Source organism: Streptomyces sp. NPDC052012 (genome assembly GCF_040689265.1).
Taxonomy (GTDB): Bacteria; Actinomycetota; Actinomycetes; order Streptomycetales; family Streptomycetaceae; genus Streptomyces.
On sequence record NZ_JBFAXA010000002.1, the window covers coordinates 15891 to 27900 of the forward strand.

The window sequence follows — 12010 nt, forward strand, 5'->3', positions numbered from 1 at the left end:
GGCTGGCGGCTGACGGGCCGGTGGCTGCCGGGCGGCTGGCGGCTGTCGGGCCGGTGGCTGTCGGATCGGTGGCTGTCGGGCCGGTGGCTGTCGGATCGGTGGCTGTCGGATCGGTGGCTGTCGGGCCGGTGGCTGTCGGGCCGGTGGCTGTCGGATCGGTGGCTGTCGGGCCGGTGGCTGTCGGATCGGTGGTTGTCGGGCCGGTGGTTGTCGGATCGGTGGTTGTCGGGCCGGTGGCTGTCGGGCCGGTGGCTGTCGGATCGGTGGTTGTCGGGCCGGTCGCCGACGTGGGGGTGGCCGAGGGCTGGGGCGGGGGCGCGGGCGTGGCCGTCGTCGGCTCGGAGGCGGTGGTGGGGTCGGTGGCCGTCGTCGGCTCCGGCGCGGTCGTGCGTTCGTCGGGGCGAGGTGTCCTGCGGGGCTCGGGCATCGGTCAGGCCGTTCTCATCCAGCGGTCGCGGAGGCCGGCCAGTACGGCGATGGACACCGCCAGCAGGACCAGGCTGAGGGCGATGGCCGCGGCCGGGTCGTTCTGGAGGGCCAGGTAGACCGCGAGGGGCATGGTCTGGGTGCGGCCCGGGAAGTTGCCGGCGAAGGTGATGGTCGCGCCGAACTCGCCGAGGGCCCTGGCCCAGGCCAGGACGGACCCGGCGGCGATGCCGGGGGCGATCAGGGGCAGGGTGACCCGGCGGAACGCGGTGAAGCGGGAGGCGCCGAGGGTGGCGGCGGCCTCCTCGTAGCGCGGGTCGGCGGCCCGCAGCGTGCCCTCCACGCTGATCACGAGGAACGGCATCGCCACGAACGTCTCGGCGAGGATGACGCCGGTGGTGGTGAAGGGCAGGGTGATGCCGAACCACTCGTCCAGCCACTGGCCGACGACCCCGTTGCGGCCCAGGGCGAGCAGCAGGGCGACACCGCCGACCACCGGCGGCAGCACCAGGGGGAGTGTCACCAGGGCGCGGACCAGTCCACGGCCGCGGAACTCCGTGCGGGCCAGCAGCCATGCCAGGGGGACGCCGACGACCAGGCTCAACGCCGTCGCCGCCGTGGCGCAGACGAGGGAGAGCCGCAGCGCCTCCCAGACCTCCGGGCTCGTCAGCTGCTCCGGCAGGCTCCGCCAGGGTGCCCGCAGGAGCAGGGCGAGCAGGGGGACCAGGAGGAACGCCAGGCCGAGCAGGGCGGGGACGAGGAGGGGGAGCGGGGCCCGGCGGCGGGCGGTCGAGGGCGTGCGGGCAGCGGACCGCCGCGGGTCGCTCCGGTCCGCCGTGCCGGTCGGGCTGGCCTTGGTCATGGCTTGAGGAAGCCCGCCGAGGTCAGGACCTGCCGGCCCTCGGGCGACCGCACCAGCTCGATGAACGCCTGGGCCCCCGACGGGTTCGGCGCGTCCTCGAGCCGGGCGATCGGGTAGTCGTTGACGGCCTTCGCCGACTCCGGGAAATCCACGCCCTCCACCTTGTCACCGGCCGCCTTCACATCCGTGCGGTACACGAGGGCGGCGTCGGCCTCCTTCAGCTGGACCTTCGTCAGGGCGCCCTTGACGTCCTGCTCGTAGGAGACCGGCGTCAGCTCGACCCCGGCGGCGGTCAGGGCGGTCTGCGCGGCCGAGCCGCACGGCACCTCCTTGTCGCACAGCACGACCTTCAGACCCGAGGCCGTCAGGTCCTTGAGGGACTCGATCCCCTCAGGGTTGCCCGGCAGGGTGGCGATCTGCAGACGGTTGCGGACGAATGTGGCCGGTGTGCCGGCCGCGGCGCCGTCGTCCGTGACGACCTTCATCGTCCTCGTGCTGGCGGCCGCGAAGACGTCCGCCGGAGCCCCGCTCGTGATGCTGGCGGCCAGGCTGTCACTGCCGCTGAAGTTGAAGGAGACCTTCGTCCCCGGGTGCTCCTTCTCGAACCGCTCGCCCAGCTTCGTGAAGCTCTCCTTGAGCGAGGCGGCGGCGAACACCGTGACCGTGCCGCTGATGTCGTTCCCTGACGACCCTGACGGCCCGGCCTCCGCGTCCGCGTCGGAATCGGCACAGGCGCTCAGCACCAGCAGTGCCACGGCTCCGGCACCGGCGATCCGAAGGGGCCGACGGGTCCGGTGCGCTGAACGGGTCATCTCGGTGTCGCTCCTCGTGGCTGCCGGAGGAAGGGCAGCACCGCGCCCTTCCGGTACTGCCGATCATACTGGCGCATTTGCCAGGCAGAAGTCCCTTGTCGTATCGCATGAGCGAGGTGGCTGTGTTGGCAGTGCTTGCATGTGCGTTCGCACGGAAGGCGGACTCCGTCGGGTGCGCTCCGTCAAGCGGGCTCGATCGTCAGGTGCGGTCGATATGAACGTTTGTCGACTTCACGCGGGCGGTGGCCTCCATGCCGACCTCCAGGCCCAGTTCCTCGACGGCCTCCCGGGTCAGCAGGGAGACGAGCCGGTGCGGGCCGGCCTGGATCTCCACCTGGGCGGCGACGTCGCCGAGTTTGATCGCCGTGACGATGCCGGGGAAGGCGTTGCGGGCGGAGGTGTACGGGGTGCCCTCCTCGGCGGCGGTCGACTTGGCGAGTTCGACCGAGAAGGCGGCCAGGTCGCGGCCGTCGACGAGGCGACGCCCGCTGTCGTCGCGGTGGGTGGTGATCCGGCCCGCGTCGGCCCAGCGGCGGGCGGTGTCCGGGCTGACGCCGAGCAGTCGCGCTGCCTGGCCGATCGTGTAGGACTGCATGCCGATCACGATAGGCCGGGGGCGCCGGACTGCCCGCCCGGCGCTGAGCCTCGGTTTCCCGGTGCCTGAACGTAACGTTCGGTCGAAGATCCGAAAGTTTCGCCCCTCCCGCGCTCGCATGCGCCGGGTGCCAGGCGCGCTGGCCGCAGATTCACCGCGTACAAGGGGTTGCCACCGTTTGGTGGCTGTCTCTAGGGTGCGGCAACAACGCATGTTTCTGGATCTCTTCCGAAACTTTCGATCCCGCGGGTGGACGTGGCGACGTCCACCCCGTACCCAAGGAGCGCATGACATGGGCGACCCGGCACTGTCCCGCCGCGGCTTCCTGGCGGCCTCCGCCGCGGCCGGCCTGGGCATCACGGCACTGAGCGGCTGTGGCGGCGACTCGGACGGAGGGTCGTCGGGGACGACCACGATCGAGTGGTGGAACATCTCCACCACGCAGCCCACGAAGGACGTCTGGGCCGCTCTGGCCAAGAAGTTCGAGGCGCAGAACCCCAAGGTCAAGGTAAAGATCGTTCAGCTCGAGAACGACGCCTACAAGTCGAAGATGACCGCGCTGACCTCCTCCGGGAAGCTGCCGGACATCTTCCACACCTGGGGCGGCGGTGTGCTCAAGCAGCAGGTCGACGCCGGTCTGGTCGAGGACCTCACCGAGCGCACCCAGGACTTCGCCACCGGCCTGCTGCCCGTCGCCAAGGAGCCGTACCTGATCGACGAAAAGCTCTACGGCATCCCGTTCGACATCGGCATGGTCGGCTTCTGGTACAACAAGGCGCTCTTCAAGAAGGCCGGGATCAGCGAGCCCCCGACCACCTGGAGCGGCTTCCTCGACGCCGTGACGAAGCTGAAGTCCGCCGGCGTCACGCCCATCGCCCTGGCCGGCAAGGAGACGTGGACCGGCATGTACTACTGGGCGTACCTGGCGATGCGCACCGCCGGCATCGACGCGATGGCGAAGGCCGACGCGGACAAGGACTTCACCGGCCCCGGGTTCGTCCAGGCCGGCGAACACCTGAAGGAACTCGTCGCCCTGAAGCCGTTCCAGAAGGGCTTCCTCGGCGCCGCCTACTCCACGCCCACCGGCCAGGCCGCGAGCGTCGGCAACGGCAGGGCGGCGATGGAACTCATGGGCCAGTGGGCCCCCGTGGTGCAGGCCGACGCCGGCAAGGGGCTCGGCGACGACCTCGGTTTCTTCCCGTTCCCGGCGGTCGAGGGCGGCAAGGGCACCATCACCGAGGTCTTCGGCGGAGGCGGCGGACACGCGCTGCGCCGCGGCGCGCCCCAGGCCGCCGTCGACTTCCTGAAGTTCTTCGCCTCCGAGACCACGGACCGCGAACTCGTCAAGAAGACCGGCGTCCTGCCCGTCGTCCCGGCGGCCGAGGCGGCCCTCACCGACCCCAACCTCCAGGCCGTGCAGAAGCAGCTCAAGAGCACCACCGGCTTCCAGCTCTACCTCGACCAGGCCTACGCCCCTGCCGTCGGCCAGGAGGTCAACGACTCCGTCGGAGCGCTCATCGCCGGCTCCAAGTCGCCCGAGCAGGTCGCCGAGTCGATCACGAAGGCCGCGAAGGAAGAGCAGTAGCCGGCGATGACCTCCACCTACCTGCCGGACAAACGAACCGGCCCCCCGACGGGACCGCCGCCCTCGCCCCGTGCCGCGGTGCGCGGGCGCAGGCGGCAGCGCACACGGAACTGGCTCACCGCGGTCGGCTTCCAGCTGCCCGCTCTGGTGCTGTTCGGCGTGCTGGTGCTGCTGCCGATCCTGTTCGCCGTGTACGCCGCCTTCTTCCGGTGGGGCGGCTTCGGCATGCCGTCCGACTACATAGGCGCCGACAACTTCACCCGGCTGTTCAAGGACCCGGTGTTCCTGGGCGACCTGTGGCGGTGCTTCCTGCTCGTCGCGCTGTCGCTCGTCGTCCAGTTGCCGTTCGCGCTCGCCCTCGCCGTGCTGCTGAACCAGCGGATGCGCGGCCGGGCGGTGTACCGGATGCTGTTCTTCGCCCCGTACGTGCTGTCCGAGGCCATCACCGGTGTGCTGTTCGCCATGATCTTCGCCCCGGGCGACGGTCTCGCCGACCAGGTCCTGGGCAAGGTCGGTCTGGAGGGGGTCGGCGGTGAGTGGTTCGCCGATCCCGACATGGTGATGGCGACCCTGTTCCTGGTCATGACGTGGAAGTACTTCGGCTTCCACATGATGCTCTACCTGGCCGGACTCCAGTCCATCCCGAAGGAGCTGACCGAGGCGGCACTGATCGACGGGGCGGGCCCCTGGCAGCGGTTCCGCAACGTCACCCTGCCGCTGCTCGCGCCCACCCTGCGGATCAGCGTGTTCCTGTCGGTCATCGGGGCCATCCAGCTCTTCGACCTGGTCTGGGTGATCACCCAGGGCGGCCCCGACCACCACTCCGAGACGATGGCCGTGACCATGTTCCAGTACGGCTTCAAGCGCTACCAGGTCGGCTACGCCAGCGCGATCAGCGTGGTCATGTTCGGCATCAGCCTCGTCTTCGCCCTCGCCTACCAGCGGTTCGTCCTGCGCCGGGACCTGGAGGGGGCCACCACGACCATGCGAGGAGGCGCCAAGTGACCCTCACCGACACGGACAAGCGGAACGCGGCCACGCTCACCGAACCCCGGTCCGGGCCCCGGCGCGGCAGGTTCCCGCGGACACTGCCGCTGCACGTCGTACTGATCGTCGTCGGCGCGGTCATGGCCGTGCCGCTGCTGTACGCGGTGCTGTCCGGGTTCAAGTCCACCGACCAGCTGTCGAGCAACCCCGTCGGGCTGCCCGACCCGTGGGTGGGATCCAACTACACGGACATCCTCGCCTCCACGGACTTCTGGCGGCTGGTCGGCAACAGCACGCTCATCGCGGTGGCCACCGCACTGATCGTGGTCGCGGTGTCGGCGCTGGCGGCCTTCTCCTTCGCGCGGTTCGCCTTCCGGGGGCGGGAGGTGCTGTTCACGCTGTTCACGATGGGGCTCATGTTCCCCTTCGCGGTGGCCGCCCTGCCGCTGTTCCTGCTGCTGCGGGCGATGGGGCTGCTGGACAACCCGCTCGGGGTGATCCTGCCGCAGGCCGCCTTCGGACTGCCGATGACGATCATCATCCTGCGGGGCTTCTTCCGGCAGATCCCGGGGGAGCTGGAGGAGGCGGCGACGCTCGACGGCTGCGGCCCGCTCGCCTTCTTCTGGAAGGTGCTGCTGCCCATGGCGCGGCCGGCACTCGGCACGGTGTCGGTGCTCGCCGTGGTCACCAGCTGGAACAACTTCTTCCTGCCGCTGCTGGTGTTCACCGAGTCCACGTGGTGGACCATCCCGATCGGCGTCCAGCAGTTCCAGGGGCAGTACTCGGCGGACACCGCGCGGGTCTTCGCGTACCTGGTCCTGGCCATGGTCCCCGCGCTCGCCTTCTACTCGGTCGCCGAGCGGCAGCTCGTCGGCGGCCTCACCGCGGGCGCGACGAAGGGATGACCGGCGCCCGCGACGCACGGCTCACTTCCCGCACGGAACGTACGGCTCACACCTGCACCGACACGCACGGCTCACACCCACCCACGCACGTGAGGAGTCGCACCATGCGCAGCACGCGCAGCACGATCCGCTCCCGGAACCGGCTCAGACTCGCCGGGGCGCTCGCCACCGCTCTGGTGGCCGCCGGTGTCGTCACCGGGCCGGCGGCCCAGGCCGGCGAGGAGCGGCACGGCAAGCCGCCCACGCTCGCGGAGCTCGCCCAGCGGCACGGCCGCTACTTCGGCAGCGCCACCGACAACCCCGAGCTCACCGACCGCCCCTACACGGAGATCCTCGGCAGGGAGTTCGACCAGATCACGCCCGGCAACGGCATGAAGTGGTACGCCACCGAGCCCGAACAGGGCGTGTTCGACTGGTCCAAGGGCGACGAGATCGTCGACTTCGCCCGCGCGCACCATCAGAAGGTGCGGGGACACACCCTCGTCTGGCACAGCCAGCTGCCCGACTGGCTCACCGGGCGGGAATGGACGGCGGGCGAGCTCAGGGCCGTGCTGAAGAAGCACATCCAGGCCGAGGTGCGGCACTACCGCGGCAAGGTGTTCGCCTGGGACGTCGTCAACGAGGCGTTCAACGAGGACGGCACCTACCGGGAGACGATCTTCTACAAGACGCTCGGGCCCGGTTACATCGCCGACTCGTTGCGCTGGGCGCACGAGGCGGATCCACGGGTGAAGCTCTTTCTCAACGACTACAACATCGAGGCGATCGGCCCGAAGAGCGACGCCTACTACCGGCTGGCCAAGGAGCTGCGCGCGCAGGGCGTTCCGCTGCACGGCATCGGCATGCAGGCGCATCTCGCGCTGCAGTACGGCTATCCGGACACCCTGGAGGACAACCTCCGCCGCTTCTCCCGGCTCGGTCTGGACACGGCTCTCACGGAGGTCGACATCCGGATGGAACTCCCGGCCGACGAGACGAAGCTGGCCACGCAGGCCGACTGGTACCGGGACGTCACCGAGGCGTGCCTCGCGGTGCGCCGGTGTGTGGGGGTGACCATCTGGGACTACACCGACAAGTATTCCTGGATCCCGGCGTTCTTCGAGGGCGAGGGCGCGGCCCTGCCGTGGGACGAGGAGCTGCGCCGCAAGCCCGCGTACTACGCGATCCGCGAGGCGCTGGGAGGGAGATGACGGGGTGGCGTGCCGTCACTCGGGCCCGTGCGCCGCATCACGGTGAGTGATCCGTGCCGGACACGCGTCGGGGCCGGTTCGCAGTGCTGCTGCGGTCCGGCCCCTCGTGTCCCCGGGCGGGGATGCTCAGGCGGTGGTCATCACCTGGGCTGTGCTCCGCGGACGCTGCGGTGCGATGATCCTGCCGTCGGGCAGGAGCTCGCCGGTGTCCTCGAAGAGCACGACACCGTTGCACAGCAGGCTCCATCCCTGTTCCGGGTGGTGCGCCACGAGGCGGGCGGATTCCCGGTCGGCGGAGTCTGCTGAAGGGCACGGTGGCTGGTGCTGGCACATGGGTGGGTTCTTTCGCTCTGTTGAGACCTGTGGGTCGGCTGTCGTGTCAGTTCTGCGGCTTGAAGCGTCGTTCATGGCCGCCCCCCGTTGCGATAAGTCGGTCGGAAACCAGTGTTGCCCCACGGGCGGCTTTCCGCAGGGATTTCGCGGCACCGCTCCTCACTGGTTCATGACGCATCACCCACGCGGACGGTTCATCTCAACTGCACTGTCACTTCGGGTGGTTCGACGTGGCCGGATGGGGCTAGTCCGGCCCGGGAGGGGTGTTCGTGCACAGAGCGTCGCCGCGTGCGGTGTCGGGCCGGGAAGCCGGGTACGTGGGGTGTCAGGCCGGGGAGCCGAGCAGGCGGGTGGGCGTCACCCTGAGGGTCAGCACCGGGAGGAGCTCGGCGACCCGGTGCGGACGGTGCGCGGCGATGCCCGGCGGCGCCGGAGCGAGCGGGACCAGCAGATCGGTGGCTGCCGGGTGTCCGGTGGCACCGTCCGCGGTCGGGTCGCCGTGCAGCCAGAGCGTCAGCATGTACAGGCCGGGTACCGACAGCAACCGCGGCTGGTACGGCTGGGCCATCGCCTCCGCCTGGCGCACGGCCAGCTCCGTGGAGCCGATGTACGGGCCTTCGAAGAACCGGGAGAAGGTCCAGCCGTCGGGCGTGAGCACCGCGTCCGCGGCGGCCACCGCGCGATCGCCGCTGCGGATCAGAAAGCGCCAGCCGGCCAGCCGGGTCGCGGACACGCCCTCGGCGGTGATCCGGTCCAGCACATGCACGGGCAGGGGGAGCTCGGGCGAGACAGGTCCCTGGGCGCTGAGCAGGGAGGGAGTTCGGGCCTCGCTGACCGCGGTGGGGGAGGAGAGCGCGGTCAGGACGGAACGCAGTGCGGGCGCGGGAGCCGGGGGGACATGCAGCGGCATGGTGGGTCGCCTCTCATTCGAAGGCACAGTGGCGCGAGGGCGGGGCGTGGCGGGGCGGACGGCGCTGTCAGCTCGCGAAGGTCAGAGAGGCAGGGGCCGGGGGTCTGAGCGCGCGAGGCGGGGGTGAGGCCTGCCGCACGTCGCCTCGACGGCTGGATCACTCGACCGTGGGCGCCAACCTTCTGCCTTGTTCGCGAAGTTTATACGACACGTGTTCAGACTATGTTTCGTCTAGCTGTTTCCGGCCCGGTGAGCAAGGGTACTTCTGGTCGGTGAAACGCGAGAATCATCCCGATTCCAGACAGGGTGCACGCCGGTGACCTCGGAAAACGCCCGCTAAGCGGTCGGCTAATTGTCGTCGGCGTTTTTCACGAGTTGTTCGCCGGTCCGTAACGTGCGTTTGGCGCCATGCCCGGTGAATGTGCCGCTGGTCAATATCGACCAGGGTAGCGGTCGACGCGTCCCGCCGGGACGTTATCGATCGCATCGGCTGGGCATCCTCCCCTGTGGACCGGGACCCGGCGGCCGTTCTGCGGCCCGCCCATCCGAGGAGGGACGCTTCGATGGGGGAGAAGGTCGTGGCAGGTCAGTTCGACCTGTCCGATCGCCAGCGCTACCGCGACAAGCTCCGCAGGTGCCTGACGGGCTTGGAGCGACTCCTGGCGGAGAAGCGGTTCGATCGCCCCAAGAATCTCATGGGGCTGGAGATCGAATTGAATCTGGCTGGTGCCGACGGCATGCCGAAAATGTTGAATGCGCAAGTCCTGGAGCGGATCGCCAGCCGCGACTTCCAAACAGAACTCGCCATGTTCAATCTGGAAGTCAACATCGCCCCACACCGGTTGGACGGACGCGTATTCGACCGGCTCGCCGAGGAACTGCGGACCTCGCTCTCGTACGCCGACCGGAAAGCCCGTGAGGTGGACGCGGGAATCGTGATGATCGGCATTCTGCCGACGCTGGACCGGGACGACCTGGTGTCCTCGAACCTCTCCGACGTCGATCGCTACACCCTGCTCAACGATCAGATCGTCGCCGCCCGGGGTGAGGACTTCAGCCTCGACATCGACGGCGTGGAACACCTGAGGTGCACCTCGAAGTCCATCGCTCCCGAGGCCGCCTGCACCTCCGTACAGCTGCATCTGCAGGTCACGCCGGCCCGGTTCGCCGATGTGTGGAACGCGGCGCAGGCGGTGGCCGCCGCGCAGATCGCGGTCGGTGCCAACTCGCCCTTCCTGTTCGGCCGCGAGCTGTGGCGCGAGTCCCGGCCGCCGCTGTTCCAGCAGTCGACCGACACCAGGCCGCCGGAGCTGCAGGCGCAGGGGGTGCGGCCGCGCACCTGGTTCGGGGAGCGGTGGATCACCTCCGCGTTCGACCTCTTCGAGGAGAACCTGCGCTACTTCCCGGCCCTGCTGCCGATCTGCGACGACGAGGACCCGCTCGACGTGCTGGACGGGGGCGGCACCCCGACGCTCGCCGAGCTCGTCCTGCACAACGGCACGATCTACCGCTGGAACCGCCCGGTCTACGGCATCGCCGACGGCGTCCCCCACCTGCGTGTGGAGAACCGTGTGCTGCCCGCCGGGCCCACCGTCACCGACGTCGTCGCCAACGCCGCCTTCTACTACGGCGTCGTCCGTGCCCTCGCAGAGGAGAGCCGGCCCGTGTGGACCCGGCTGCCCTTCGAGGCCGCCGCCGCCAACTTCGACGCCGCCTGCAAGCACGGCATCGACGCCCGCTTCACCTGGCCCCGGCGCGGACGGTACGGCGGCACCGCCGAGGTCGACGCGGTCGCGCTCGTACGTGACGAGCTGCTGCCGCTGGCCGAGGCCGGCCTGGACGCCTGGGGGATTGAGCCCGCCGACCGCGATCTGTATCTCGGGGTGATCGAGGAGCGGTGCCGGCGTCGCATGAATGGCGCGAGCTGGCAGGCGGCGACCTTCCACCGGGCCCTGGAGCAGGGCCTCGCCCGGGACGCGGCGCTGGCCGCCACCACCCGCCGCTACCGCGCCCTCATGGAGCAGGGCGACCCGGTCCACACCTGGCCGGTGGGCCTCCCGGAACCGGTCCCCACGGCCTGAGCCGGCTCCCCGGTGGCGGCGACAGCCCTGCCGGGCGGGTCACGGGTCTCACTCGGCCGTGGCGGTCCGTTCCCGCGTCGATCACGGCCGGGGCCGAGCGGCCCCCCCTGCGGCCGTCGCGCCGTCAGCCGGGGGGGGGGTCCCCAGCCGTCGCCTGCCGTTCGCGCGGCGATCACGGTCCGCCCCGGCGGCCGTCGCGCACCCCGCCCGGGTGTCACCCGGCCGCGGCCGTCCGTTCCCGGGTCGAGCAACGGCCCGGCTCGAGCGGTCGGCCCCGGTGGGTGTTGCGCGCACGGTGCGGGTGTCACCTGGCTGTGGTCGGCCGTGCCCGCGTCGGTCACGGTCCGGCCCGGGCGGTCGTCGCGCGCGCAGCCGGGGTCGCATCCAGCCGTCGCCTGCCGTTGCCGCGTTGATCACGGCCTGGGCCCGAGCGCGGTCTGCCCTGGTGGCCGTCGTGCGCGCAGCGCGGCCCTTCATACTGATCGGACCGGTCGGTGAAGTGGAGGCAGGTGTGCAGGCGGAGGCGGGCCCGGGGGCGGCCGATTCTCATGCTCGGGCAGGGCTCTCGCGGACGACGCTCCGCCACGAGACGCTGCTCGTGCTCGCGCTGTCACTCGGCGCGAGCGGAGTGTCCGCGCTGATCAGCTTTATCGGGTCGGTCACGAGACCCGGCGGTCTGAAGGACCAGGCGGCCACGCTCAACGCCTCGGCCGCGCCCGGCCGGCCGTGGCTCGACCTGGCCTGGCAGCTCTTCGGGATCACCACCGCGCTCGTGCCGGTCGCCCTGGTTGCCCACTTCCTGCTGCGCGAGGGCGCGGGCCTGCGCACCCTCGGCTTCGACCGCGGCCGGCCCTGGTCCGACCTGGGCCGCGGAGCGGCGATCGCGGCCGTGATCGGCAGCACCGGCATCGCCTTCTACCTCGCCGCACGGGGCCTCGGCTTCAACCTCACCGTGGTGCCGGAGGCGCTGCCGGACGTGTGGTGGAAGTACCCGGTGCTGATCCTCTCGGCGCTGCAGAACGCGATCGTCGAGGAGGTCATCGTCGTCGGGTATCTGCTGCGCCGGCTCGGGCAGCTGGGCTGGTCGCCGGGTGCCGCGCTGGCAGCCAGTTCGGTGCTGCGCGGCTCGTACCACCTCTACCAGGGCATCGGCGGGTTCATCGGCAACATGGTGATGGGCGTGGTGTTCGTCCACCTGTACCGCCGCTGGGGCCGGGTCGGGCCGCTGGTGGTCGCGCACACGCTGCTCGACATCGGGGCGTTCGTGGGCTACGCGCTGCTGGCCGGGAAGGTCGACTGGCTGCCGACGGCGTGAACCAGGGGC

11 protein-coding genes are annotated in these 12010 nt (G+C 70.5%); 6 read left to right on the forward strand and 5 right to left on the reverse strand.

Going from position 1 to position 12010, the window contains the following annotated elements:
* Window positions 1-430: 430 nt before the first annotated feature.
* The 3 genes from modB to AB0412_RS03715 form a co-directional block, all read right to left on the reverse strand.
* Window positions 431-1288 carry a molybdate ABC transporter permease subunit gene (gene modB / locus AB0412_RS03705; protein ID WP_366400827.1) on the reverse strand — a complete coding sequence of 286 codons (858 nt, stop codon included), beginning with the start codon at window positions 1286-1288 and terminating at the stop codon, window positions 431-433.
* Window positions 1285-2100: a molybdate ABC transporter substrate-binding protein gene (gene modA / locus AB0412_RS03710; protein WP_366400828.1), complete on the reverse strand. Its 816-nt coding sequence runs from the start codon at window positions 2098-2100 to the stop codon at window positions 1285-1287. The genes modB and modA overlap by 4 nt, the downstream gene beginning before the upstream one ends.
* A gap of 199 nt (window positions 2101-2299) precedes the next feature.
* A complete protein-coding gene (locus AB0412_RS03715; protein WP_366400829.1) occupies window positions 2300-2695 on the reverse strand; it encodes a helix-turn-helix transcriptional regulator in 396 nt (131 codons plus the stop codon).
* Between the two features lie 292 nt (window positions 2696-2987).
* Here AB0412_RS03715 and AB0412_RS03720 point away from each other — a divergent pair, with 292 nt between their 5' ends.
* From AB0412_RS03720 to AB0412_RS03735, 4 genes are all read left to right on the forward strand, one after another.
* Window positions 2988-4280, forward strand: a complete 1293-nt coding sequence (locus AB0412_RS03720) for an extracellular solute-binding protein (RefSeq protein ID WP_366400830.1) — start codon at window positions 2988-2990, stop codon at window positions 4278-4280.
* Window positions 4281-4286: 6 nt separating this feature from the next.
* Window positions 4287-5285, forward strand: a complete 999-nt coding sequence (locus AB0412_RS03725) for a sugar ABC transporter permease (RefSeq protein WP_366400831.1) — start codon at window positions 4287-4289, stop codon at window positions 5283-5285.
* Window positions 5286-5407: 122 nt separating this feature from the next.
* Window positions 5408-6172: a carbohydrate ABC transporter permease gene (locus AB0412_RS03730; RefSeq protein WP_366401484.1), complete on the forward strand. Its 765-nt coding sequence runs from the start codon at window positions 5408-5410 to the stop codon at window positions 6170-6172.
* Between the two features lie 104 nt (window positions 6173-6276).
* Window positions 6277-7362, forward strand: a complete 1086-nt coding sequence (locus tag AB0412_RS03735) for an endo-1,4-beta-xylanase (RefSeq protein WP_366400832.1) — start codon at window positions 6277-6279, stop codon at window positions 7360-7362.
* A 126-nt stretch (window positions 7363-7488) separates the two neighbouring features.
* Here AB0412_RS03735 and AB0412_RS03740 read toward each other — a convergent pair whose 3' ends face one another.
* Together AB0412_RS03740 and AB0412_RS03745 are read right to left on the reverse strand one after the other, a co-directional pair.
* Window positions 7489-7695: a DUF5999 family protein gene (locus AB0412_RS03740; RefSeq protein ID WP_167996991.1), complete on the reverse strand. Its 207-nt coding sequence runs from the start codon at window positions 7693-7695 to the stop codon at window positions 7489-7491.
* A gap of 325 nt (window positions 7696-8020) precedes the next feature.
* Window positions 8021-8605, reverse strand: a complete 585-nt coding sequence (locus AB0412_RS03745; RefSeq protein WP_366400833.1) for a hypothetical protein — start codon at window positions 8603-8605, stop codon at window positions 8021-8023.
* A gap of 563 nt (window positions 8606-9168) precedes the next feature.
* On the opposite strand from AB0412_RS03745, the gene AB0412_RS03750 reads away from it, so the two are divergent.
* The gene (locus tag AB0412_RS03750; protein WP_366400834.1) at window positions 9169-10686 is read left to right on the forward strand and encodes a glutamate--cysteine ligase; all 1518 of its coding nucleotides are present in this window, start codon (window positions 9169-9171) and stop codon (window positions 10684-10686) included.
* A gap of 511 nt (window positions 10687-11197) precedes the next feature.
* On the forward strand, window positions 11198-12001 hold the full coding sequence (locus AB0412_RS03755; RefSeq protein WP_366400835.1) for a type II CAAX endopeptidase family protein: 804 nt from the start codon (window positions 11198-11200) through the stop codon (window positions 11999-12001).
* The last annotated feature ends 9 nt before the right edge of the window (window positions 12002-12010 follow it).